Origin of the sequence: Acidovorax sp. NCPPB 3576 (assembly GCF_028473605.1) — a bacterium.
GTDB lineage: Bacteria > Pseudomonadota > Gammaproteobacteria > Burkholderiales > Burkholderiaceae_C > Paracidovorax.
Map to the genome: position 1 here is coordinate 13,150 of NZ_CP097267.1, position 22,562 is coordinate 35,711.

A 22,562-nucleotide genomic window follows, 5' to 3' on the forward strand; every position below is an offset into this window, starting at 1 on the left:
CAGGGCGGGGCCGAAGGGCGTTTGCGCCGGGGGCCCGCTCAGCGTTTTTGCTTTTGGTACGCCTCGTGCGCCGGCTTGCCGCGGTCCGTGTCCTGCAGGCCGCGTGCAACGTCTTTGTACGCTTGCTGCATGTCTTCGGACGGCTCGCCGCCGGTCATCTCCACCGCCTGGTCGCGCTCGTGCGGCAGGCGGGGCTCGGGGCCGTCGGGGTTGTGGTTGTCGGCATCGGCCGCGGGGTGGGCCTGCGTGGTGTCGACGCGGCGCTCCTTGCGCTCGGGCACGGGGGCGTCGGGAAGGGGATCGCGGGGGGTGGACATGGCGGGGCTCCTGTCGTGTGGCTGTGCCGAAAAGGCGTGGCCTCGATGCTAGGAAAGCCCTCCGGCGGCGTCTGTAGGCGGGTGCGCACAGCCGGCGAAGGCCGGAGAGATTTGGAGCCTTTTAGGCCGCCAGCGCAATAAATACTAGGGCATGTTGCTATTTATTTAATAGCAACCGAGTGGTGCGGTGGCGCCCGGCCGACCGCTGCGGTGGTGCGGGTCCGAGCGCCATCGACGGCGGATCGACGCCCCTCAGGCTGCGGGCGCCGTTTCCAGCACGGGCGCGCAGTCGATGCGGGTGCGGACCGAGTTGGCGAGAAAGCACGCTGCATGCGCCCGGTGGTGCAACGCCTCCAGCGCCTCCTGGCTGGGCGCGTGGGCCGGGTCGAACCGGGTGACGGGGCGCAGCTGCACGTGGGCGACCACGGGGCGGCCCTGGTCGTCCGGCGCCATGGTGCCCACGGCGTCGTCGCGGTAGTGGTCCACGCGCCAGCCGTCGCGGCAGGCCAGGTCCAGGAACCACAGCATGTGGCAGCTCGACAGCGCGGCGACGAAGGCCTCTTCGGGGTCCACCGCGGCCGCGTCGGAGTACGGCAGGGGCACGACGTGCGGCGAGGACGACGCGGCCACGGTGGCCCCGCCGTCGAACTGCCATTGGTGGGCGCGGTGGTAGCGCCGGTCCAGGAAGGCGTCGCTGCCGCGCTGCCAGGTGATGGAGGCCAGGTGTTCTGCCATGGGAGTCTCGTTTCGGTCGGTTTCGGTCGATTGGGGGCGGGGAAAGAAGGGGGAGTCCCGGGAGTTTAGGGACCGCGCGCCGTGCCCTGCCGAGAACCCGAATCGTTTCCGGGGCCGGCCCGGGCATGCCACACTACTGTATGTCTCAACAGGAATGGGCCGCGCAGGCCCTGCAGTCTTTCGATGCGGTGGTGGGCGCCACCGAGGGGTTTCGCAGCCGCGCCGGCCAGCGGCGCATGGCCGAGCAGGTGGCGCACACCTTCAGTGTGGCGCAGCTGGGCAAGGTGGAGGAGGGGCCCGACGGCGAGGCGCCGCCGCCCACGCGCTCCATCGCGGTCGTGCAGGCGGGCACGGGGGTCGGCAAATCGCTGGCCTACAGCGTGCCGGCCATCGCCATGGCGATCTCGCGCGGCACGCGGGTGCTGATCTCCACGGCCACGGTGGCGCTGCAGGAGCAGCTCGTCAACAAGGACCTGCCGGCCCTGGCCGCGCGCATGGAGCAGCCCTTCAAGTTCGCCCTGGCCAAGGGCCGCGGGCGCTACGTGTGCAAGCTCAAGCTGGAGCGGCTCGCCGGCACGGGCGAGGCCCATTCGCCGGAGGAGGAAGACCTCTTCGCCGAGGAAGAGGCCGCCAACCGCCCCGCCCGCCCGCGCCAGGAGACCGAGGCGCGCATGAAGTTCTATGCCACCATGGCCGACGTGCTGGCGCGCGGCGCCTGGGACGGCGACCGCGACAGCCTGGAGGTGCCGCCCGAGTCCGAGGTGTGGAGCCCCGTGGCGGCCGAGGCCAGCTCCTGCACCGGCAAGCACTGCCCGGCCTTCAGCCAGTGCACCTACTACGACCGGCGCAAGGCGCTGGTGGCCGCGCAGGTCATCGTGGCCAACCACGACCTGCTGCTGTCCTCGCTGGGCGCGCGGCTGCTGCCCGAGCTGGACAACTGCCTGCTGGTGCTGGACGAGGCGCACCACCTGCCCGCGACCGCGCTCGACCAGTTCGCCTGCGAGGCCGACCTGTCCCGCCTGACCTGGATCGACCGCCTGGCCAGCCGTGCGCTGCGCATTGGCGCGCTGGTCGAGGTGGAGGAGATCGCCGACATCCCCAACCATTCCGCGCGCCTGCGCGCCGCGCTGCAGGACGTGGCCCGCCTGGTGATGGACGTGTACGGCGAGCAACTGCGCGCCCCCAGGCCGGCCTGGGGCGGCCGCGCCCGCCCGCAGGCGCCCGGCATGCCCACGCGCGCCCGCGTGGCCGGCGGCGTGCTGCCCGAGGCGCTGGTGGAGCCGCTGGGCCAGATGGCGCACCACGCCGAGGGCTTTCTGAACGCGCTGCGCGCCATCGCCAAGGCCCTGCGCGCCGAGATCCGCGACAAGCCCGACGAGGCGCGGCGCCTGTCCACGCTGTATGCCCAGGTCGGCGCGCTCGCGCCCCGGCTGGAGGGCGTGCACGCCACCGCGCAACTGCTGCTGCAGGACGCGCCCGAGGGCGCGGTGCCCGCCGCCAAATGGTTCACGCTGGAGGTGGAGGGCGACTTCATCGTGGTCAAGGCACACGCCAGCCCCATCCTGCCGGGCAACACGCTGCGCCACCACCTGTGGTCGGCCGTGCGCGGGGCGGTGCTCACCTCGGCCACGCTGACGAGCTGCGGGCAGTTCGACTTCTTCCTGCGCGAGGCGGGGCTGTTCGGCGACGAGACCGTCACCACCCTGGAGGTGCCCAGCCCGTTCGACTACGCGCTGCAGGGCACGCTGATCGCCACCGAGACCGTGGCCGACCCGCGCGAGGCGCAGGCCTTCACCGCCGAGATGGTGGACGCGCTGCTGACCGACCTGGCCATGGTCGAGTCCGGCGCGCTGGTGCTCTTCACCTCGCGCGACCAGATGCGCCAGGCCGTCGATGCGCTGCCCACCGCCATGCGCGCCAGCGTGCTGGTGCAGACCGCGCTGCCCCGCACCCAGCTGCTGGCGCGCCACCGCGAGCGCGTGGCCAACGGCGAGCCGTCCATCATCTTCGGCATGCAGTCGTTCGGCGAGGGGCTGGACCTGCCGGGCGCGCTGTGCGAATCGCTGTTCATCACCAAGCTGCCGTTCGCCCCGCCCGACGACCCGGTGGGCGAGTCGCGCGCCGAATGGCTGCGGGCCGCGGGGCGCGACCCGTTCAGCGAACTGGTGGTGCCGGCCACGGCCATCCGCCTGGCCCAGTGGGTGGGCCGCGCCATCCGCACGGAGGAAGACCGCGCCCACGTGTACTGCTACGACAAGCGGCTGGTGCGCACGTCGTACGGGCAGCGGCTGCTCAAGGGCCTGCCGCCCTTCACGCTGGAGCGGCGCCCGGCGGCCTGATTCCGGCCCGGGCGGCCGGCGCGGAGATGTCGGACATGCCCCACAGGGCCCCGGGCCGCGAGCCGACCGTAAGCGCACGAGGGGCCCCCTACATTGGGACCTCCCTCCTGCGACGTGCGCCGTGTGCGCGCGGCGTTCGGCCTCCTTTCCCTGCTTGCCGGAGACACCCATGAGCAACGACGACACCATCTCCCCCCATGCCACGCTGTGGCGGCTGATCAAGGACATCCGCTTCGGCATGCTCACGCACCGCGCCGCCAGCGGCATGCTGCATGCCCACCCGCTGACGACGCAGAACAAGGACATCGACGAGCAGTCGCAGCTGTACTTCTTCATCCCGCGCGATGGCGAACTGTTCGAACGCCTGCGCTCGGACAGCCAGGTCAACGTGACCTATTCCAACCCCGACAAGGACAGCTACGTGTCGCTGTCCGGCACGGCCGGCTTCATCGAAGACATGGTGAAAAAAGAGGCCCTGTGGTCGCCCATGGCGAAGGCCTGGTTTCCGGATGGCGTGAACGATCCCAACCTCGTGCTGCTGGCCATCCACATCGGCCATGCCGAGTATTGGGACGTCAAGGAAAGCAAGATGACCCAGCTGTTCAAGATGGCCAAGGCGGCCGTCACGGGCAACCCCCCCAAGGACATGGGCGAGCACAAGGAACTGTCGCTCTCCTGAGCGCGGCCTTTTCGCTCCCTTCCCATCGATCCCATCGTTTCATTCCCCCGTTCGCAAGGAGACACACCATGGCCAACGACAAGCAGGAGCCCGGCAAGGGCAAAGTGGAAAACGACCACAACCGCCAAGGCAACCAGGAGCCCACCCAAAAGAACGAAGCCCAGCGCACGCCGGAAAGCCGGCATGACCGCGACGCTCACATCGGCAGCGGCAACCAGGTGCAGTCGCGCCGGGGTGCGGCAGGCAGCGGGGGCGGGCGCGGCGCCGGCTGAGCCGATCGCACCCTGGCAACGATAAGGGGCCTTCGGGCCCTTAATTTTTGGGCGAATGCCTTGAAAGAATCCATGGAACATCCATATACCATCCAGATGGATGTAAATAGGAGGTTTCGATGGCAATGACAGCGCCTGAGCGCAGCATCAAGGTTCCGGATTCGGAGAAGGTGACGATCAACCTGGGCTATGTGGACCTGGGCCACATCGACCTGCTGGTGTCCGAGGGGTTCTATTCGAACCGCACGGATTTCATCCGCACGGCCATCCGCAACCAGCTGGTCGCGCAGGCCGATGCGGTGCGGCAGGTCGTGGCCCGCAAGACGCTGGTGCTGGGGTTGCAGCGCTTTGGCCGTGCCGAGCTGGAGGCCGTCCAGGCCGCAGGCCAGACGCTGGAGATCCGCGTGCTGGGCCTGTGCACCATCGACGACGACGTGCCCCCGGCGCTGGCCCAGGCGACCATCGCCTCGGTCCATGTGCTGGGCGCGCTGCACGCCAGCGCGGCGGTCAAGGCCGCGCTGGCGGGCCGCATCGGCGGATGAAGACGCGCGGCGAATCGCCAGGTGCATAGAACGACAAGGGACGCAGCCGCGCGCCGAGCGCTGGCGACCACCCCGGATTCCAGACCGGCCTGATTCGAAGGCGGCGGTGAGACAAGAGACGACGACATGACGCGGCTCGCGCAGTGCGCCTTTCAGGGCGCCCGTGCTTTCCGCACGCCAAGGCCCCCGTGGCCCCGCTTTTCGAAAGGATTCCCCATGGACTGGAACAAGAAGGTCAAGCAGCTTCTGAACGAAGTCACCCCGCTGATGCGCACCGGCCAACTCGCCGACGCCACCCGCGCCATCCAGCAGGCCCTGCGCGGCCACGGCATGTCCGCGGCCACCGCGCCAGGGAATGCCGCTGCCGGCCCCGCCGCAGCGTGGAAGGCCCCCTTGGGCACGCCGGATGTGGAAGACGCCGTGGTGATCGACCGGCCGTCCGCCCCGGCGCCCGATGCGCGCCGCTCCGCCCCATCGTCCTCGCCCCGCGACGCGCGGGCAGACGCCTGTGGTACTTTCACGCGGGTGGCCTTCGCGGGCCCTGCCGGCGCACCGCAAGACCATTACTACCTCAGCGTGCCCCCCGGCGCGACCGTGGGCACGCCGATGCCGCTGATCCTCATGCTGCATGGCTGCACGCAGAACCCGCAGGACTTCGCCCTCGGCACCGGCATGAACGAAGCCGCCGCGCCCGCGAACGCGCTCGTGCTGTATCCCGCGCAGGCCCAGGGCGCCAACGCCCACGGCTGCTGGAACTGGTTCCGCCCGCAGGACCAGCAACGCGGCCACGGCGAGCCCGCCACGCTGGTCGCCATGGTGCGCGACGTGATGGCGCGCCACCCCGTGGACGCCCGCCGCGTGTACGTCGCGGGCCTGTCCGCCGGCGGCGCCATGGCCGCGCTGCTGGCGCGCGAATACCCCGACGTGTTCGCGGCCGTGGGCGTGCATTCGGGCCTGCAGGCCGGCGCCGCGCACAACATGATGGGCGCGCTGTCGGCCATGAAGAACGGCGCCAAGGGCGCACCCGCCCGCGAGGGCGGTGCCGGCGCCCCGCCGCTCATCGTGTTCCACGGCGATGCCGACGAGACCGTGCACGCCCGCAACGGCGAACAATTGCTGGCCGCGGCGCTGCGGTCCGCGCCCGGCGCCCGGCCCGAGGCCGAAACCGGCCAGAGCCCCGGCGGCCAGCGCTACACGCGCACCGTGTACCGCGCCGCATCGGGCATCGGCCCGGGCGCGGTGGTGGCCGAGCACTGGCAACTGAACGGCGCGGGCCATGCCTGGGCCGGGGGCCACGCGCGGGGCAGCTACACCGATCCGCGCGGGGTGGACGCGACGGCGCAGATGCTGCGGTTTTTCCTGGAGCACCCCCGCGCCGCCGGTTGATCGGGCGCGAGGCGCGGCGCCGTCAGTCGATCACCACCTTCGCATCCGCCACCAGCCGGGCGAAGCGCTCGGTTTCGCTGCGAATCTGCTGGGCCATCTGCTCGCGGGTGTTGCCCACCGGCTCGGCGCCGATGTCGGCCATGCGCTTGCGGAACTCCGGCGACTGGATCACCTTCACCATCTCGCCGTTCAGCCGGTCCAGGATGTCCCTTGGCGTGGCCGCCGGGGCGAGCACGCCGAACCACGTGCCCAGGTCGAAGCCCTTCAGGCCCGCCTCGTCCAGCGTCGGCACGTCGGGCAGGGCCGAGGATCGCTGGAGGGTGGACACCGCCAGCGCCCGCAGTTTGCCGGCCTTGATGTGCGGCAGCACGGGCGTGATGGTGTCGAACGACATGGTGATCTGGCCGCCCAGCAGGTCGGTGGCCAGCGGGCCGCTGCCCTTGTAGGGAATGTGGCCCAGCGACGTGCCGGTGAGGCCCTGGAACTGCGTGCCGATCAGGTGCTGCGCGGTCCCGTTGCCGTTGGAGCCGAAGGTCAGCTTGCCCGGCTGCGCCTTGGCCTGGGCCACGAGTTCGGCCACCGTCCTGGCCGGGTTGTCGGCATGGACGACCAGCACGTTGGGCACCAGCGCCACCGTGGTGATGGGGGCCAGGTCCTTCTGGAAGTCGTAGGGCAGTTTCTTGTACACGCTGGTGGCGATGGTGTGGTGCACCGCGCCCATCAGCAGGGTGTAGCCATCGGGCCTGGACCGGGCCACGTAGTCGGCGCCGATGGTGGCGCCTGCCCCCGGGCGGCTTTCCACGATGACGGGCTGGCCGAGCGACACCGTCAGCCGGTCGGCCAGCGCCCGCGCCAGCACGTCGGTGGTGCCGCCGGCGGGAAAGGGCACCGTCAGGCTGATGGTCTTGGTGGGCCAGGCGGCCTGGGCGAGGGCGCTGCCGCTGGCCAGTACCGGGAGGGCGGCCGCGAAAGCGTGCAGCAGCACCTGCCGCCGCTGGCGCGCGGGGAAAAATTTCGGGGCCATGCGGGTCTCCTGGGAGTGCGCTCTGCGGCGCCTGGGGGATGGCCCGCCGCGGCGCGGTCGGGCGAAGGAAGGAACGGATGAATGAAAGAAAAGGATTTCAGGCGGCCAGCCGCTGCGCCTGGCGGGTGCCGGCCAGGTGGTCGCACACCGCCTGCGTGACCTGGGCCGTGGTGGCCTGGCCGCCCAGGTCCCGCGTGTGCAGGGCCGGGTCCGCGGTGACGTGTTCGATGGCCCGCATCAGGCGCCGGGCGGCGTCCGCCTCGCCCAGGTGTTCGAGCAGCATCACGGCCGACCAGAACGTGCCCACCGGGTTCGCTAGGCCCTGGCCCATGATGTCGAAGGCCGACCCGTGGATGGGCTCGAACATCGAGGGATAGCGCCGCTCGGGGTCGATGTTGCCGGTCGGTGCGATGCCCAGGCTGCCCGCCAGCGCGGCGGCCAGGTCGCTCAGGATGTCGGCATGCAGGTTGGTGGCGACGATGGTGTCCAGCGTGGCCGGGCGGTTCACCATGCGGGCCGTGGCGGCGTCCACCAGCTCCTTGTCCCAGGCCACGTCGGGAAAATCGCGCGAGACCTCCAGCGCGATCTCGTCCCACATCACCATCGCGTGGCGCTGGGCGTTGCTTTTGGTGATCACGGTGAGCTGCCGGCGCGGGCGCGACCGGGCAAGCTGGAAGGCGTAGCGCAGGATGCGCTCCACGCCCACGCGCGTCATGATCGACACGTCGGTGGCGGCCTCGATCGGGTGGCCCTGGTGCACCCGGCCGCCCACGCCGGAGTATTCGCCCTCCGAGTTCTCGCGCACGATCACCCAGTCCAGCTGCTCGGGCGTGCAGCGCTTGAGCGGACCGTCGATGCCCGGCAGGATGCGCGTGGGCCGCACGTTGGCGTACTGGTCGAAGCCCTGGCAGATCTTCAGGCGCAGGCCCCACAGGGTGATGTGGTCGGGGATGTGCGGATCGCCCGCCGAGCCGAACAGGATGGCGTCCTTGCCGCGCAGCGCGTCCAGCCCGTCGGCCGGCATCATGGCGCCGTGTGCGCGGTAGTGGTCGCCGCCCCAGTCGAAGTCTTCGAACTCGAAGCGCAGCGTGTCGTCGGTGGCGGCCAGGGCCTGCAGGACCTGGCGGCCGGCGGGAATCACTTCCTTGCCGATCCCGTCTCCGGGAATGGTGGCGATGGCGTAGGTGGTCATGGGTGGTTCGGTCGAAAAAGCGTTGGGGACCGCGCCACTCTAGGCACCGCCGGCCTTTCGGCGCGGGGCTATAGTGAAACCATTGTTCACCTGGATTCAACAATCCAGCAGTCACGCCAACCCCGTTTTTTTGCCGCCTGCCCATGTCCGCCGCCCACGCCCTTCCCGCCATCCAGCCGGCCGACCTGGGGTTTTTCTCGGTGCTGGCCAGCTGCGGCAGCCTGAGCGCCGCCGCGCGCGAGCTGGGCATCACCACGCCGGCCGTCAGCAAGCACCTGGCGCTGATGGAGGCGCGCGTGGGCGTGCCGCTGGTCAACCGCACGACGCGCCGCATGGGCCTCACGCCCGAGGGCGAGCTGTACCTGGCGCACGCGCGCCGCATCCTCGGCGAGATCCACGACCTGGAAGAGCTGCTGGGCCTGTCGCGTGCGACGCCGAAGGGCCTGCTGCGGGTGAATGCCACGCTGGGGTTCGGGCGCGGTCACATCGCGCCGCTCATCTCCCGCTTTGCGCGCCTGCACCCGCAGGTGCAGGTGCAACTGCAGCTGTCCGTGAACCCGCCCGCGCTCACCGACGACACGTTCGACGTGTGCATCCGATTCGGCGCGCCGCCCGAGGCCCGCGTGATCGCCAGGCACCTGGCGCACAACCGGCGGCTGCTGTGCGCATCGCCCGACTACCTGGCGCGCCACGGCACGCCGAAGGTGCCCAACGACCTGGTGCACCACAACTGCCTGGGCATCCGCCAGGGCGAGGAGGCCTACGGCGTGTGGCGGCTCACGCGCGGCCGCGGGCGCCACGCGGTCACCGAGGCGGTGAAGACGCGCGGCAGCCTCACCACCAACGACGGCGAGATCGCCGTGCGCTGGGCCTTGGAAGGGCACGGCATCCTGATGCGGGCCGAATGGGACATCGAGCGCCACCTGCGCGGCGGGCAGCTGGTGCCCGTGCTGCCCGCCTACAGCACGCCCGACGCCGACATCCACGCGGTGTACCCGCAGCGCCACCAGTCCGCGGCGCGGGTGCGGGCCTTCGTCGATTTCGTGGCGCAGGCGCTGTCGGACCGGGGCAGGGCCGGCGGTGGGGACGGCGACGCGGAGTGAGCCCCCCGCCGCGCGGTCGTGGCGGAACGTTCGCGTCGGCCGGTCCGGCCACTTCGCCGAAAATGCGGGCTTTCCCCACGCTGATCGCCTCCGCCACCCTTTCATGTCCCTCATCGCCGTCATCGATTTCGAAACCACGGGCATCTCGCCCGGCCAGGGCGCGCGGGCGACCGAAGTGGCCATCGTGCTGCTGGACAACGGCCAGGTGGTGGACCGCTTTCAGAGCCTGATGAATGCCGGCGCGTGGATTCCGCCGTTCATCACGCAGCTGACGGGCATCACCAACGCCATGGTGGCCGCCGCCCCCGACGCGGCGCAGGTCATGCGCGAGGCGGCGCGCTTCGTGGGCGGCACGCCCATGGTGGCGCACAACGCATCGTTCGACAGCAAGTTCTGGGCGGCCGAACTGGGCTGCGCGGACCTGCCGGCGCCCCATGCCTTCGCCTGCACGGTGCTCCTGTCGCGGCGCCTGTACCCGGAGGCGCCCAGCCACCAGCTGGGCACCATCGTGGGCCACCTGGACCTGCCGCGCGCAGAGCGGGCCCACCGGGCCCTGGCCGATGCGGAGATGGCCGCGGCGCTGCTGGGCCGCATCCAGCACGACCTGCGCACCCGCTGGGGCGTGGCCGATCCCGCGCATGCCCTGCTCATGGGCCTGCAGCGCTGCGCGCGGCCTGCATTGGGCAAGTGGTTTGCGCAGCACGGCGCGGCGATGGCGAAGGCCACCGCGGGCGTTTAGCACCGCTCCGGGCCCCGTTTCGCGGGGATGCCCTGGGGCTCAGGGGGCCCGGCTTTGGTCAGTAGCGCGCGCGCCCGAAGCTGTCGAGGATGGCGATTTCCGTGAACAGGCTGCCTTCGCGCCGATTGTTCAGGAACGACACCTCGTAGCCGCCCAGATCGATGCGCGGCAGGCGCGACAGCGTCTCGGCCAGCGCCCGGCCATCCACGCCCCCACTGCCGCTGCGCGGCACGGCCTTGATCCCCTGGCCGATCGTCTTGGCCACGAGGAAGCCTTCAAACGCCGCCAGCGAGGCGATGCTGGCGCTCTGCTGCGCCGCCTGCATGGCCTGGCGGAATTCGCGCACCACCGGAATCGACTGGTTGGTGAGCGCCGGGAACACCTGCGTCATGCCCACGCCGCGGGCGTTTTCCGCGCCCACGGCATCCACCAGCTTCACGGGGTCGAGGTCGGAAATGCCGACCACCTGCGCATGCCCGCCCGCCGCGCGGTAGGCCTTCACGAAGGCGCTGCCCGCGGCCTGGCCGGCCACCATCACGATCACCTGCGCATCGGCCTTGAGCAGCTTGGCCAGCGCGGGCTGGATGTCCGACGAGGTGCGCTCGTAGGGCTCCTTGGCGACCAGCGCCAGCTTGCGCTGCGACAGGGCCGCCGTGAGCGCCTCCAGCCCCTTTTCGCCATAGGCGTCGTTCTGGTAGAGCGCCGCGAACTTGGTCATGCCGATGGCGTCGCCCATCTGCGCGACCAGCTTGGTCAGCTCCGTGCTGTAGCCGGCGCGCACGTGAAAGACGTAGGGGTTCACCGGCTCGCGGATGACCTGGGAGCCCGAGCGCGTAGGAAACAGCGGCACGGCGCTGTCCTGCGGCAGCTTCGCCTCGATCAGCGCCTGGGTGTTGCTGGTGGCGAAAGAGATCAGCGCGGCGGGCTTCATGGCCAGCAGCTTGCGGGCGCCGGCCAGTGTCTTCTCGGGCTTGAATTCATCGTCTTCCACGACGAGCCGCACCTCCAGGCCGGGAAATGCCTGGCTCTTTTGCGCTTCGGAAAAATAGGTTTCCACCCCCAGCACCACCTGCTTGCCCACTTCGGCGGCATTGCCTCCGGTCAGCGGCGCCACCATGCCGACGACGACCGGAGGGGCCGCGCGGGCGGCCGAGCCGATCCAGGGAAGGGCCAGCGAGGCGCCCAGGCGGGTGGTGAATACACGGCGTTTCATGGAACGTGCTCCTGTGGAGGGCAGACAGCAGAGAAGGGCGCCAACGCGCCTGGACGAACCGAGGCAGAAGAACCGGCACACCCCTGCAAATGCAAGAGCATGCGAAATGTATGACCTATTGTTAATCAGTTTTTGTGGCGTTTTGGCGCCTGTGGACGTGATTTGATCGTGCTGTGCTAGGATTTGCCGCTATGCAACGCAATCTGCTGCTATCCCCACTATCGCTAGGCCTAGTGCCTGGCCGGGGTCTGCCTGCGTTCGCCATCACCGTTGCCTAAAAGCGCAACACCGATTTCCCCCTGACCCCGGCTCGCGAACCAGCCTCCACCCATGGTGGAGGGCTGCAGGGGATGTCGTTCACCGTTCACCGTTGATTCGACCCGTGCCCCAGTGCTGCCTTGCAGCACGGCACACACCGTTCGTGGAGCCTCTCATGATTTCCAAGCCCGCTACCAAGTACCAGCCCATCGCCCCCATCGCGTTGGCCGACCGCACCTGGCCTTCCAAGACCATCACCCAGGCGCCCATCTGGTTGTCCACTGACCTGCGCGACGGCAACCAGGCGCTGTTCGAGCCGATGAACGGCGAGCGCAAGATGAAGCTGTTCCACGAACTGGTGCGCATCGGCTTCAAGGAAATCGAAGTGGGCTTTCCCGCCGCGTCGCAGACCGACTACGACTTCGTGCGCCGCCTCATCGACGAGGGCCTTGTGCCCGACGACGTGACCCTGATGGTCATGACGCAGTCGCGCGCCGACCTCATCGAGCGCACTGTCGAGGCCGTGCGCGGCGCGCCGCGTGCCATCGTGCACCTGTACAACGCCACTGCGCCCGTGTGGCGGCGTGTGGTGTTCGGCATGAATGTCACGCAGGTGATGGCGTTCATCGACCAGCACGTCTCGCACCTGAAGCGCCTGACCGATGCCCAGCCCGAAACCCGCTGGACGCTGCAGTATTCGCCCGAGACCTTCAGCGTGACCGAGCTGGAGGTCTCGCTCGAAGCCTGCCAGACCGCCATCGCCGCCTGGGGCGTGGGCCCGGGGCGCGAGATCATCATCAACCTGCCCACCACGGTGGAGAACGCCACGCCCAACGTGTTCGCCGACCAGATCGAGTGGATGCACCGGCGCCTGAGCCCCCGCGAGCACATCGTGCTCTCGGTGCACCCGCACAACGACCGCGGCACGGGCGTGGCGGCCGCCGAGCTGGCCATGATGGCCGGCGCGCAGCGCGTGGAAGGCTGCCTCTTCGGCAATGGCGAGCGCAGCGGCAACCTCGACGTGGTGACGGTGGCGCTCAACCTCTACACGCAGGGCGTGCACCCGGGGCTCGATTTTTCCGACATCAACGCCGTGGCGCGCGTGGCCGAGGAATGCACCGCGCTGCCCGTGCACCCGCGCCACCCGTACGTGGGCGACCTGGTGTTCACCTCGTTCTCGGGCTCGCACCAGGACGCGATCAAGAAGGGCTTCGCCGCCCACGACCCCGAGGGCCTGTGGCAGGTGCCCTACCTGCCCATCGACCCGGCGGACCTCGGCCGCACCTACGACAGCGTGATCCGCGTCAACAGCCAGTCGGGCAAGGGCGGCATCGCCTTCCTGCTGGAGCGCGAGCGCGGCGTGGTCATGCCGCGGCGCATGCAGGTGGAGTTCAGCGCCGTGGTGCAGCGCCAGACCGACGCCAGCGAGACCGAGATGACCGGCGCCACGCTGTGGTCGCTGTTCCAGGCCACCTACCTCGACACGTCCGCGGGCGTGCCCGGCGCCATCGTCTGCCATGCCCACCGGCTGGCCGACGACGGCCGCGGCATCGAGCTGGACGTGACCATCGACGGCGCGCGCCAGACCCTGCAGGGCCAGGGCAACGGCCCGATCGACGCCACGGTGGATGCCCTCGGCCTGCCGTTGCGCGTGCACGGCTACGAGGAGCGCGCGACCGGCTCCGGCGCCGATGCGCAGGCCCTGGCCATCGTGGAGGCGGCCCTCGACGGCCTGCCCGGCGCGACCTTCGGCGTGGGGCTGCACCACAACATCGTCACGGCCTCGGTGCATGCGGTGGTGAGCGCGGCCAACCGGCTGGCGCAGCGCCGGCAGGCGGCGGCTGCTGCGCCCCTGAGCGTCCCGGCGGCCGCCTGAGCCGGGGGCAGCAGGCGGTCAGCCGCCCGGCTTGCGCGGCGTGACCGGCTGCAGGTAGGCGCCCGAGCGCACCAGGTGCTGCTCGGCCGCCTCGATCCGCTCGATGCCCGGGGCGCCCGCGCGGCTGGCGAGCAGCTCCAGCAACGATTCCGCCACCGCCGTGGCGGCGGCGATCGACGGAAAGAACGACGGGCTCTGCGTGGCAAAGAGCACCGTCTCATGGGCCAGCAGCGACAGCGGCGAGGCCTCGCTGTCGGTCAGGGCCACCACCTTCGCGCCGGCGGCGCGTGCCGCCTCGGCGGCCTGCAGCGCTTCGCGCGAGTAGGGCGCGAAGCTGGCCACCACCAGCGCGTCGCCCTTGGCGATCGCACGCAGCTGCATCTCCAGCGAGCCGCCTTGCCCGTCCACCAGATGGACCGACGGGCGGAACAGCCGGTACACATAGACGAAAGAAAACGCCACGGGAAAGCAGGCGCGAAAGCCCGCCACGTGCACATGGCGGGCCTGCTCCAGCAGCCGCGCGGCGCGCGGCAGCGAGACGGCGCTCTGCCGCTCGGTCTGCTCCAGGTTGTGGCGGTGCACATCGAACATCTCGCCCACCAGGGACTGGTCCTTGGCGCGCCCGGCCAGCTGGCGTGCCCGCGGGGCGTATTGCTCGCTGCCCAGGCCCATGTCCTGCGCCAGCGCCTCCTTCAGTGCCGGCCAGCCCTCGAACCCCAGCTGCTGCGCGAACCGCACCAGGGTGGCCGGCGGCACGCCCGAGCGCGCGGCGACGGTGCGCATCGAGGCGATCACGACCTCGTTCGGGCGGTCGATGACGAACTTGGCCGCCTGCTGCAGCGAGGGGGACAGCCCGGCATGGCGCTGGCGGATGGTGTCTCTGAGACTCATGGGAACGGACCTGGACAGGGGCTTGGGGGAAAAGGGGCCGGCGCAGGGGCGCCGCGCCACCGCGCGACTGTAGGGCAAGTGTGCCGGGGGTGGAGTGCAGGGAATGGAACGTATGTTCCTTTCAATGTTGGATAAAACGAATGTTGCAATTTCTGTTGATGTTGGTATATTTGTTCCAAATTGATGAAAGATGGATTTTTTGATCCATCGACCACCCGACAGCCACCGAACCTTGCCCGCCCCGCCATGACCCACGTCCTGCATCGCCATCTCCACCAGACCCCCCCTGTCGCCGCGGGCGCGCAGGGCATGACGGTCCGCGACGCCAGCGGCCGCACGTACCTGGACGCCAGCGGCGGCGCCGCCGTGTCCTCGCTGGGCCATGGCCATGCCGACGTGATCGCCGCCATGCACCGGCAGATCGACCGCATCGCGTACGCCCACACCAGCTTCTTCACCACCGACGTGGCCGAGGAGCTGGCGCAGACGCTGGTGCGCGGCGCGCCGGCCGGCACGAGCCATGCCTATTTCGTGAGCGGGGGCTCGGAGGCCGTGGAGGCCGCGCTCAAGATGGCGCGGCAGTACTTCGTGGAGCGGGGCGAGCCCCAGCGCACGCACTTCATCGCGCGGCGGCAGAGCTACCACGGCAACACGCTGGGCGCGCTCGCGGTGGGCGGCAACGCCTGGCGGCGCGCGCCGTTCGCGCCGCTGCTCGTGCCGGCCACGCACGTGTCGCCCTGCTACCCCTACCGCGAGATGCGCGACGGCGAGTCTCCGCGGGCCTACGGCCAGCGGCTGGCGGCGGAGCTGGAGGCGGCCATCCTCGCGCAGGGTGCGGACCGCGTGATCGCTTTCGTGGCCGAGACGGTGGGCGGCGCCACGGCGGGCGTGCTCACGCCGGTGCCGGGCTACTTCCAGGCGGTGCGCGCGGTGTGCGATCGCTACGGGGTGCTGCTGATCCTGGACGAGGTGATGTGCGGCATGGGCCGCACCGGCACCCTGCACGCCTGCGAGCAGGAGGGCGTGGTGCCCGATCTCATCACCGTGGCCAAGGGCCTGGGTGGCGGCTACCAGCCCATCGGCGCGGTGCTGGCGCAGGGGCGCGTGGTCGAGGCCATGTCGCGCGGCAGCGGCTTCTTCCAGCACGGCCACACCTACCTGGGCCACCCGGTGGCCTGCGCCGCCGCGCTGGCGGTGCAGCAGGTGATCGCGCGCGACGGCCTGCTGCAGAAAGTGCAGGACGATGCGCCGGTGTTCGAGCGCATGCTGCGCGGCGCGCTGGGTGGTCACCCCCACGTGGGCGACATCCGCGGGCGGGGCTATTTCTGGGGCATCGAGCTGGTGGCCGACCGCGCAACGAAGGCCCCGTTCGACCCCGCGCTCCGGCTGCACGCGCGCGTCAAGCGGGCCGCGATGGACGCGGGCCTGCTGTGCTATCCGTTCGGCGGCACGGTGGACGGCCTGCGCGGCGACCACGTGCTGCTCGCGCCGCCGTACATCGCCACGCGCGAGGACCTGCAGGCCATCGCCGACCTGCTGGCGCACGCCATCGGTCAGGCCACGGCCGCGCTGGCCTGAGCGGCGCCTTTCTCTTTCTCCGTTCGCCCTCCCGTTCTTCCATCCCTCGTTCCTGAAGGAGCCTTTCCCATGCCCGTCGCACCGTCCCTTTCGTCCGCGCGCCGCCTCCTGGCGGCCCTCCTGTCGTGCGCGGCCCTGGCCGCCCCGGCGGCCTTCGCCCAGGAGGCGCCCGCAGCCGGCGGCACCCTGGGCAAGATCCAGCAAAGCGGTGCCATCACCTTTGGCTACCGCGAGTCGTCGTTCGGCTTTTCGTACCTGGACGGCAACCTGCGGCCCGTGGGGTACAGCATCGACATCTGCCAACGCATCGTGGTGGCGATCAAGGCCGAACTGAAGATGCCCGCCATCGAGGTGAGGTACCAGGCCGTCACCTCGGCCAACCGCATTCCGCTGGTGCAGAACGGCACGGTGGACATCGAGTGCGGCTCCACCACCAACCTGGTGGAGCGGCAAAAGCTGGTGGCCTTCTCGCCGGACATCTTTCGCTACAACGTGCGCCTGCTGGTCAAGGCCGATTCCGGCATCCGCGGCATCGCGGACCTGCAGGGCAAATCCGTGGTGACTACGGCGGGCACGACCTCGCTGCGGCTGCTGCGCGAGGCCGACAAGGGCCAGGCGCTGCAGATCACGCACCTGTCGGGCAAGGACCACACCGACTCCTTCCTGCTGGTGGAGAGCGGCCGCGCCGCCGCCTTCGTGCTGGACGACATCCTGCTGGCGGGGCAGATCGCCAATGCGCGCCAGCCGCAGGATTTCGCCATCGTGGGCGAGAGCCTGCGCACCGAGAACCAGTCGCTCATGTTCCGCAAGGACGATCCGCCGTTCAAGGCGCTGGTGGACCGGGTGGTCGGTGCCATGATGCGGTCCGGCGAAATGGAGGCGCTGTACCAGCGCTGGTTCATGTCACCCATTCCGCCCAAGAACATCAACATCCGCTACCCGCTGAATGCCGAAACGCGCGACGCGTTCCAGAACCTGAAGCGCGCCGCGATATTTGATCTCACAGAACTGAGATAAATCGACAGCGGCCTACTTTCGCGTGGCGAAAGTAAATTGCATTACGGGCGGGATGGGTCGATCAGTTTCAGTTTCGAACGGGGCGGCGGTACAAGCTCCAGCTTGTCTGCAGCGATGTGTTCCGCATGTCCTGCATCAGGCTGACAAATCACTTGGTTGCCAACCTGCCCCACCACGGTGTATTCATTACCCGATACGCCCTCGGACGTGATCCGAACAATGTCGTTGTTTTGAAAGGTAGTCATGGACGCATTGTCCTATGCCTCCCCCTCCACATAGGGCAGTGAAGGGGCCGGACCTTCGATCACGCCGTCCCGCACAAAAACCCGCTGCCCCGCCTGGACGTCGCCACGCGCCTGCAGCACGCCCCCGCCAGGCATGGCCACGGTGGCCACACCCGCCACGACGGCAGTGACCTCGCCCACCTGCAGCGGACGGGGCGGCATCAGGTCCAGGAACTCTCGGTAGGCGTTACGCATGGGTTTCGATCGATAGGATTTGGCGCAGGGTCGGGCGACTCCACTCGATCGACGTGCTGCGCACAATGCCCATCACCGTCTGATCGCCCCGAAACCGCACGAACTGTCCCGGCACGATCACGCCCGTCTCGGGCAGCACCTGCATGCGCAGGGACACGTGCTCCTGCCGGCCGGTGTCGGACAGCTCGGCGATGCCCCGCGCGCGGTGGACGTCGGCGTGCGTGATCAGCGCGTGGTTGACCTGGGGCGCCAGCACGTTGCCGGCGGTCCCGGCCCTGCTGAAAGGCCCGAACACGCCGGCACCCACGCCGCCGAGGAACACACGGTTGTAGCCCGGGCGGTCCACATACTCGGTGCCGACCACCTCGGCAGCGGCGCCCGGGATCTCGAAATCCGGCGTGATGCCGCCCCAGGCCCAGGGCGCGGCCGGGTAGCGCGGCAGCACGCGCAGCACCGGATCCGTGGCGTGCGGCTGTACATAGCCGCCCGCTGCGGTGGCGATGTCGTTGATCGCGTCGATGTAAGTGCCCTGCAGCGCCCAGGCGCCCGCCGGCACCAGCCAGTCCACGATCTGCCAGTCCAGGGCCCAGCCCATGCCGACGCCGTTGACCGTGAGCACGTTGGCCGCGAGCTGCTGCGCTGTGCGGGGCGTTGCGGCACCGAACGACAGGGTCGGAGCGTAGGGAGCGCCCAGAATCGACGCCTTGCCCTTGCCGGAAACCGACCAGCGAACCTGGGGCATGAAGCGCCGGTCTTGGACCTTCCGCTCCAGGCGCAGGCGAAACGGCACGCCGTTGACCACCACCTCGAGCTCGGCCGGATCGCCCTGGCCATCACGCCCCAGGTGCCCGGCCGCGTCGTGGTGCAGCGAGGCCGACCACGACCAGGTCCAGCTCTGGTGATCCAGCGACATGCTGAAACTGTGGGCGCGCAGCTCGGCACCCGTGTCGACGCGATGCAGGGTGATGTTGTTGATCACGATATAGGTCCTACGAACGGGGACGATGACAGTGGCGCCGGGCTCCGGGTCGGAGTGGCGATCGCACAGGAAAACCAGATGCGCCGGCACACCGTGGTCGGCAAGCGCATCGAACACCAGGTGCACCGGCACCTCGGGCACGTAGCACGGATCGGGCTGGGGCGGCTGTGTGGGCGTGGACACCCCCGGCCGGGGCACCCAGGCTTCTTGGTAATGGTTGCGCCAGGCGCGCGATCGCGCCACCGCGATGCCCATGTCTTCGGTCACCGCGGCCGACACCCGCAGGCCCTCCTGCCAGCGCTGCTGGACCGTGCGCCGCAGCGGCAGCGCTTCCTGAAACCGTTGCACCCGAATCATGGAGCGGCGTGCCGCGTCCTGCCATTGCTGGGCGATCGCATGGCGCAGCGGCAGCGCCTCCTGGAACCCTTCGCGCACGCCGGGCCCGGAGAGCCTGGCCGCCTCCTGCCAGCCTTGCCGCACGGCTGCGCTCAGCATGGCGGCGGCCTCGTAGCGCCCAAGGATCGCCGCACCCAGGGCGCCCGCGTCCTGCCAGTGCTCGCGGATGGCCGCCTGAAGGGGCAGCGCCGCCTGGTAGTGCTCGCGCGCCGGCACGCCGCGTCGCACCGCATCCTGCCAGCGCTGTGCGACCGTGCCCACCACCGGCCGGGTCACATTGACGTCGTACTGGGCCGCGGCCACCAGCCGCAAGCCGGTGATCTGCCCTGCGGCGATGGCGCGGACACCTGAGCGCAAAAGGATCGGCGCGCGCAGGCCCGTGATCGACCCGGCCGCTTGCAGCTCGACAGCCTCGCCCGGGCCGTCGCCGCCGTCGTCGCCGAAGACGATCTCGACAGGCGAACCGGCCGGGTTGGCCGCCTGGCCGAAGATCAGATCCAGATCGCCCGCCATGCCCGGCCTTACGTCAACGCCGAGGCGGCCAGAACCACCAGCCCGCCGGCCAGCAGCAGCGGGCTGTCGTCGCCCTCGGGCGTCGTGCCGCCGACCACCCGGAAGTCGCCCCCGTGGTCGGCATCCGTCACGCTGCCTTCGCTGACCACGATGCCGGATGCGCCGATCCACACGCCCCAGCGCGGCACGCCCGCGACCATCACCAGTGCGCCGCCGGCGTCCTCGGCATGCCAGACCAGCGCGCCGTTGACGATGGAGGCGCAGGGCTTGGCGAGCACGATCTCCGCCTGGGGCGTACCGCCCGCGGCCCCGGCAATCGTCGTCGGCCGGGCGGTGGTGTGCAGCCGCACCCGGGCCCGGCCGCTGCCGGCGTCCGCGCGCGCGATCGTGGCCTCCAGCTGCGCGAACGCGACCTCGGGGCCGATGCGCCAGGTGATCATGGTTGCGCCTCCAGCCGGTTGGCCGCGACGGGCCGGTAGTTGCCGGCTTGGTCCTCGGCCAGCACCAGCCACTGGTGGCTGACATCGATGCCCTCGAAAGCGAACGTGCCCGTCACAGCATCGCTCCACGTCTCCCGCGCCACCAGCTTGTCGCGCTGGCGCAGCAGCACCACGCGCGACCGCGTAGGCAGATTGGTCGCGCCCTTGATCTTGGTGGTGCCCCAGATCCGCCCCGTGCCGCCGAACTCCATGTCGCGCGCGATCGCGGCGGCGGCGGGCGCCCCCGCGCTGAACGCCGGTACCGGGCTCGCCGCGAGGACCTGGGCGCCGGACCCTTGCACGGGCATCACCCGCAAGGCGCCCGAGCGCGCGATGCGCACGCCGCTGTCGGCATATAGGTTGTCCACCCGCGCATTCAGCGTTGGTATCCCGGACGAGAAGGTCCATCGTCCAATTTGCAACGGCCGCGTGGGTGCCGGCAACGTGCCCAGCCCGCTGCGCGAGGCCATTTGCACGCCGTCACGGAACACCCAGCCATTGCCGCCCGATCGCACCATCCGCCACCGCTGCGGGACATCTGCGGTGTAGGGCGCGTCGAGGAACTGGTCCGTTGGATTGCTCTGCACCCAGAAATAAAAGCGGATGTACCCGGGCAGCACCCGAATCGAGAGGCCTGGCGACGTCCAGTTCAGGGTGTTGGTGTCGTAGTAGCCGTGGTGCCAGATGGCGCCCAGAACCTCGCCCGCCGCGCCGGCAATGAAGAGATCGAAGCCGATTTCGTACTCATTGCCGAGGTCGAGGTCCGGGCTGTTCGTGACTTCAAGGTAGTCGTCGCCACCGGAGAGCGCGAGATAGGGGGTGCCATCGAGCAGCGGCCCGATGCCCTCGATGTGGGCGCCGCCGAACACCGTGACCGCGTGACCATAGGTGTCCGTGATCGCCGGGCCGTTGAAGTCCATCGCCAGAACGTGCTGGCGCAGATCATCGACCGAGCCCAGCGTGTACGGGCCTGGATACACCAGCCCGCTGGCCTCGCCCAGCACCGCCCATGCACGGCCATCCGGGGACGATTCGATACGCAGATCGCAGGGGTAGCTCGACTGATTCGCGCCGCTGCCGATCCCGGTATAAAGGATGTCCACCGCGCTCCCGAAATCCCACACCAGCGCCCACCCTGGCGAGGCCACCTGCGCGGCGCTCCAGGAGACCACCGCGGCCGCGAAGCCATCCTGCAGCGCAGCGATGGAGCCGGAGAGCGGAGCGATGCGGGAGGTGAGCGTGGCTGACAGATCGGCGCGTCCCGAGCTGCTATAGAGCGCCACCTCGCTGATTGATAGCGCGCCCATGCCCCAGGGCCGCACGGCGACCAGACGCCAATAACGTGCGGCCGCCATCAACGGCTCCAGGGGCCCGTGAGGTCCACGAACACCGTGCCGATCGCCTCGCCAGCGGCGACCGGCGATCCCACGCGCACGGCCAGCAGCGTGCGGCCCGCGTAGTCGTGCGTGCCCACCACCGTGCCACGGGTCGCAAATGCACCGCCCATCTCTTGCACAGGATGCAGCAGGCCCGGCAGCGTGCCGCGGACGCCCTGGCTCACCAGTTCCACCTGCCCGGCGAGCAGGCCATTGTTCGGGGAGTTGGGGTAGGTGCCCCACGAATAGCCGCCCACGCCCGCGTAGACGTCGGGCGTGCTGCCGGTGTGGTGCGCGCCGATGCGCTGGGCCGCGATCGCCTGGCCGACCCCCGTGTGGGCCCGGGCGAGGTAGGCCCCGCCGCGCGCACTGCGATGGCTGAACCCACAGCAGCCGTCCGGTGTCGTGGTCTGTGCCACCTGGTCGGCCTGGTTGCCACTGACCAGCCAGCCGTAGGCATCGCCGCTCTTGAAGCTGGCGATATCGCCCGCGTACAGCAAGGTGTAGCGGTCGATGCCCTGCGGGCTCACGGCCAGGTACAGGCCGCGCTCGTCGGCGACCACGATCCACGGGCGCGCGGCGGTGCTGGCCGCGCCGCTTTTGGGCCAGTACAGGCCCCCGGCCACCTGCGCATCGAGCGGGATCGTGCCCAGGCCCGTGCCGATGTCGCTCATGGACTCGTAGCCGCGCACGCGGGCATTGGTGGTGCCCGTGTCATCGACCCGCAGCACGCAGCCCGTCGCCTCCACCGCCGCGGGCTTGAGGGCGATCACGTTGTCGGCCTGTCCGGCATACAGCTCCTGCCATCCCGCCGGCGCCATGCGGCTGGTGATGCTGCCCGCGGCCGCGCCAGCCGCCGCATCGGGCGCCGCAAAGGTCACCCGGTCGGCGGCGACCGTGAGGATGCGCCGCTCCCCGTTGAGGCCGTCGCCGGTCGCGCCGGCAAACAGGGCAACCGAGCCCACGCGGTAGGGATGGCCCGAGGCGTAGACGGCCGTGGCCACGCCGGCGGTGACGGTGAGCGACGCCACGGCACCGGCGCCGAAGCCGTCCACGAGGCAGGCTTTGAGCACCGCGCGCAGCGCGCCGGCCGTGCCCGACAGCACGGGCGCACCGGCCTGGCCGGAGTCGAAAACTTTGATGGAAGTACTCATGATGGTCCTGGGTGTCTTGTGGTGA

The 22,562-nt window shown here is 70.2% G+C and carries 22 protein-coding genes; 10 read left to right on the plus strand and 12 right to left on the minus strand.

The features are described from left to right. Nucleotides 1-38 precede the first annotated feature (38 nt). A complete protein-coding gene (locus M5C98_RS00070; protein WP_272550233.1) occupies nucleotides 39-317 on the minus strand; it encodes a hypothetical protein in 279 nt (92 codons plus the stop codon). Between the two features lie 252 nt (nucleotides 318-569). Next, the gene (locus M5C98_RS00075) at nucleotides 570-1,052 is read right to left on the minus strand and encodes an OsmC family protein (RefSeq protein WP_272550234.1); all 483 of its coding nucleotides are present in this window, start codon (nucleotides 1,050-1,052) and stop codon (nucleotides 570-572) included. Nucleotides 1,053-1,192: 140 nt separating this feature from the next. Between M5C98_RS00075 and dinG the strand changes: the two genes are divergently transcribed. From dinG to M5C98_RS00100, 5 genes are all read left to right on the plus strand, one after another. Then, nucleotides 1,193-3,391 (plus strand): ATP-dependent DNA helicase DinG, encoded by a 2,199-nt coding sequence (gene dinG / locus M5C98_RS00080; RefSeq protein WP_272553392.1) that lies wholly within the window; start codon nucleotides 1,193-1,195, stop codon nucleotides 3,389-3,391. A gap of 169 nt (nucleotides 3,392-3,560) precedes the next feature. Further along, nucleotides 3,561-4,070, plus strand: a complete 510-nt coding sequence (locus M5C98_RS00085; RefSeq protein WP_272550235.1) for a pyridoxamine 5'-phosphate oxidase family protein — start codon at nucleotides 3,561-3,563, stop codon at nucleotides 4,068-4,070. Nucleotides 4,071-4,138: 68 nt separating this feature from the next. Further along, entirely contained in the window at nucleotides 4,139-4,342 is a 204-nt protein-coding gene (locus tag M5C98_RS00090) for a hypothetical protein (protein WP_272550237.1), read from the plus strand. 119 nt (nucleotides 4,343-4,461) lie between these two features. Beyond that, nucleotides 4,462-4,884, plus strand: coding sequence for a CopG family transcriptional regulator (locus tag M5C98_RS00095; RefSeq protein WP_442867211.1), 423 nt, complete (start codon nucleotides 4,462-4,464; stop codon nucleotides 4,882-4,884). Between the two features lie 216 nt (nucleotides 4,885-5,100). Next, complete coding sequence (locus M5C98_RS00100) at nucleotides 5,101-6,270, plus strand: extracellular catalytic domain type 1 short-chain-length polyhydroxyalkanoate depolymerase (protein ID WP_272550239.1); 1,170 nt, start codon at nucleotides 5,101-5,103, stop codon at nucleotides 6,268-6,270. 22 nt (nucleotides 6,271-6,292) lie between these two features. On the opposite strand, the gene M5C98_RS00105 is transcribed toward M5C98_RS00100, so the two are convergent. Together M5C98_RS00105 and M5C98_RS00110 are read right to left on the minus strand one after the other, a co-directional pair. Further along, nucleotides 6,293-7,294, minus strand: coding sequence for a Bug family tripartite tricarboxylate transporter substrate binding protein (locus M5C98_RS00105; RefSeq protein ID WP_272550241.1), 1,002 nt, complete (start codon nucleotides 7,292-7,294; stop codon nucleotides 6,293-6,295). Nucleotides 7,295-7,391: 97 nt separating this feature from the next. After that, entirely contained in the window at nucleotides 7,392-8,486 is a 1,095-nt protein-coding gene (locus M5C98_RS00110; protein ID WP_272550243.1) for a tartrate dehydrogenase, read from the minus strand. A 143-nt stretch (nucleotides 8,487-8,629) separates the two neighbouring features. On the opposite strand from M5C98_RS00110, the gene M5C98_RS00115 reads away from it, so the two are divergent. Continuing rightward, complete coding sequence (locus tag M5C98_RS00115; protein ID WP_272550245.1) at nucleotides 8,630-9,589, plus strand: LysR family transcriptional regulator; 960 nt, start codon at nucleotides 8,630-8,632, stop codon at nucleotides 9,587-9,589. Between the two features lie 103 nt (nucleotides 9,590-9,692). Further along, complete coding sequence (locus M5C98_RS00120; RefSeq protein WP_272550246.1) at nucleotides 9,693-10,328, plus strand: 3'-5' exonuclease; 636 nt, start codon at nucleotides 9,693-9,695, stop codon at nucleotides 10,326-10,328. A 58-nt stretch (nucleotides 10,329-10,386) separates the two neighbouring features. Here the strand turns inward: M5C98_RS00120 and M5C98_RS00125 are convergent, their stop codons facing one another. Beyond that, nucleotides 10,387-11,541, minus strand: a complete 1,155-nt coding sequence (locus tag M5C98_RS00125) for an ABC transporter substrate-binding protein (RefSeq protein ID WP_272550247.1) — start codon at nucleotides 11,539-11,541, stop codon at nucleotides 10,387-10,389. A 433-nt stretch (nucleotides 11,542-11,974) separates the two neighbouring features. On the opposite strand from M5C98_RS00125, the gene leuA reads away from it, so the two are divergent. Next, a complete protein-coding gene (gene leuA / locus M5C98_RS00130) occupies nucleotides 11,975-13,675 on the plus strand; it encodes a 2-isopropylmalate synthase (protein ID WP_272550248.1) in 1,701 nt (566 codons plus the stop codon). An 18-nt stretch (nucleotides 13,676-13,693) separates the two neighbouring features. Here leuA and M5C98_RS00135 read toward each other — a convergent pair whose 3' ends face one another. After that, entirely contained in the window at nucleotides 13,694-14,566 is an 873-nt protein-coding gene (locus M5C98_RS00135; RefSeq protein ID WP_272550249.1) for a MurR/RpiR family transcriptional regulator, read from the minus strand. 246 nt (nucleotides 14,567-14,812) lie between these two features. Between M5C98_RS00135 and M5C98_RS00140 the strand changes: the two genes are divergently transcribed. Both M5C98_RS00140 and M5C98_RS00145 read left to right on the plus strand, forming a co-directional pair. Next, a complete protein-coding gene (locus tag M5C98_RS00140) occupies nucleotides 14,813-16,144 on the plus strand; it encodes an aspartate aminotransferase family protein (RefSeq protein WP_272550250.1) in 1,332 nt (443 codons plus the stop codon). A 69-nt stretch (nucleotides 16,145-16,213) separates the two neighbouring features. Next, a complete protein-coding gene (locus M5C98_RS00145) occupies nucleotides 16,214-17,161 on the plus strand; it encodes an amino acid ABC transporter substrate-binding protein (RefSeq protein ID WP_272550252.1) in 948 nt (315 codons plus the stop codon). Between the two features lie 41 nt (nucleotides 17,162-17,202). On the opposite strand, the gene M5C98_RS00150 is transcribed toward M5C98_RS00145, so the two are convergent. The 6 genes from M5C98_RS00150 to M5C98_RS00175 are packed head-to-tail and all read right to left on the minus strand — an operon-like array spanning nucleotide 17,203 to nucleotide 22,537. Beyond that, nucleotides 17,203-17,406: a hypothetical protein gene (locus tag M5C98_RS00150; RefSeq protein WP_272550253.1), complete on the minus strand. Its 204-nt coding sequence runs from the start codon at nucleotides 17,404-17,406 to the stop codon at nucleotides 17,203-17,205. A gap of 12 nt (nucleotides 17,407-17,418) precedes the next feature. Then, nucleotides 17,419-17,640, minus strand: a complete 222-nt coding sequence (locus M5C98_RS00155; RefSeq protein ID WP_272550254.1) for a hypothetical protein — start codon at nucleotides 17,638-17,640, stop codon at nucleotides 17,419-17,421. Further along, on the minus strand, nucleotides 17,633-19,528 hold the full coding sequence (locus tag M5C98_RS00160) for a hypothetical protein (protein WP_272550255.1): 1,896 nt from the start codon (nucleotides 19,526-19,528) through the stop codon (nucleotides 17,633-17,635). The genes M5C98_RS00155 and M5C98_RS00160 overlap by 8 nt, the downstream gene beginning before the upstream one ends. A gap of 8 nt (nucleotides 19,529-19,536) precedes the next feature. Continuing rightward, a complete protein-coding gene (locus M5C98_RS00165; RefSeq protein WP_272550256.1) occupies nucleotides 19,537-19,968 on the minus strand; it encodes a hypothetical protein in 432 nt (143 codons plus the stop codon). Further along, nucleotides 19,965-21,362: a hypothetical protein gene (locus M5C98_RS00170; RefSeq protein WP_272550258.1), complete on the minus strand. Its 1,398-nt coding sequence runs from the start codon at nucleotides 21,360-21,362 to the stop codon at nucleotides 19,965-19,967. The genes M5C98_RS00165 and M5C98_RS00170 overlap by 4 nt, the downstream gene beginning before the upstream one ends. After that, entirely contained in the window at nucleotides 21,362-22,537 is a 1,176-nt protein-coding gene (locus M5C98_RS00175) for a hypothetical protein (RefSeq protein ID WP_272550260.1), read from the minus strand. Before M5C98_RS00175 ends, M5C98_RS00170 begins: the two co-directional genes overlap by 1 nt. Nucleotides 22,538-22,562 lie beyond the last annotated feature (25 nt).

Bases quoted from the DNA above. Each gene is read 5' to 3' on its own strand.
- M5C98_RS00070 (WP_272550233.1), bottom strand. From the start codon at position 317: ATGTCCACCCCCCGCGATCCCCTTCCCGACGCCCCCGTGCCCGAGCGC.
- M5C98_RS00075 (WP_272550234.1), bottom strand. From the start codon at position 1,052: ATGGCAGAACACCTGGCCTCCATCACCTGGCAGCGCGGCAGCGACGCC.
- dinG (WP_272553392.1), top strand. From the start codon at position 1,193: ATGTCTCAACAGGAATGGGCCGCGCAGGCCCTGCAGTCTTTCGATGCG.
- M5C98_RS00085 (WP_272550235.1), top strand. From the start codon at position 3,561: ATGAGCAACGACGACACCATCTCCCCCCATGCCACGCTGTGGCGGCTG.
- M5C98_RS00090 (WP_272550237.1), top strand. From the start codon at position 4,139: ATGGCCAACGACAAGCAGGAGCCCGGCAAGGGCAAAGTGGAAAACGAC.
- M5C98_RS00095 (WP_442867211.1), top strand. From the start codon at position 4,462: ATGGCAATGACAGCGCCTGAGCGCAGCATCAAGGTTCCGGATTCGGAG.
- M5C98_RS00100 (WP_272550239.1), top strand. From the start codon at position 5,101: ATGGACTGGAACAAGAAGGTCAAGCAGCTTCTGAACGAAGTCACCCCG.
- M5C98_RS00105 (WP_272550241.1), bottom strand. From the start codon at position 7,294: ATGGCCCCGAAATTTTTCCCCGCGCGCCAGCGGCGGCAGGTGCTGCTG.
- M5C98_RS00110 (WP_272550243.1), bottom strand. From the start codon at position 8,486: ATGACCACCTACGCCATCGCCACCATTCCCGGAGACGGGATCGGCAAG.
- M5C98_RS00115 (WP_272550245.1), top strand. From the start codon at position 8,630: ATGTCCGCCGCCCACGCCCTTCCCGCCATCCAGCCGGCCGACCTGGGG.
- M5C98_RS00120 (WP_272550246.1), top strand. From the start codon at position 9,693: ATGTCCCTCATCGCCGTCATCGATTTCGAAACCACGGGCATCTCGCCC.
- M5C98_RS00125 (WP_272550247.1), bottom strand. From the start codon at position 11,541: ATGAAACGCCGTGTATTCACCACCCGCCTGGGCGCCTCGCTGGCCCTT.
- leuA (WP_272550248.1), top strand. From the start codon at position 11,975: ATGATTTCCAAGCCCGCTACCAAGTACCAGCCCATCGCCCCCATCGCG.
- M5C98_RS00135 (WP_272550249.1), bottom strand. From the start codon at position 14,566: ATGAGTCTCAGAGACACCATCCGCCAGCGCCATGCCGGGCTGTCCCCC.
- M5C98_RS00140 (WP_272550250.1), top strand. From the start codon at position 14,813: ATGACCCACGTCCTGCATCGCCATCTCCACCAGACCCCCCCTGTCGCC.
- M5C98_RS00145 (WP_272550252.1), top strand. From the start codon at position 16,214: ATGCCCGTCGCACCGTCCCTTTCGTCCGCGCGCCGCCTCCTGGCGGCC.
- M5C98_RS00150 (WP_272550253.1), bottom strand. From the start codon at position 17,406: ATGACTACCTTTCAAAACAACGACATTGTTCGGATCACGTCCGAGGGC.
- M5C98_RS00155 (WP_272550254.1), bottom strand. From the start codon at position 17,640: ATGCGTAACGCCTACCGAGAGTTCCTGGACCTGATGCCGCCCCGTCCG.
- M5C98_RS00160 (WP_272550255.1), bottom strand. From the start codon at position 19,528: ATGGCGGGCGATCTGGATCTGATCTTCGGCCAGGCGGCCAACCCGGCC.
- M5C98_RS00165 (WP_272550256.1), bottom strand. From the start codon at position 19,968: ATGATCACCTGGCGCATCGGCCCCGAGGTCGCGTTCGCGCAGCTGGAG.
- M5C98_RS00170 (WP_272550258.1), bottom strand. From the start codon at position 21,362: ATGGCGGCCGCACGTTATTGGCGTCTGGTCGCCGTGCGGCCCTGGGGC.
- M5C98_RS00175 (WP_272550260.1), bottom strand. From the start codon at position 22,537: ATGAGTACTTCCATCAAAGTTTTCGACTCCGGCCAGGCCGGTGCGCCC.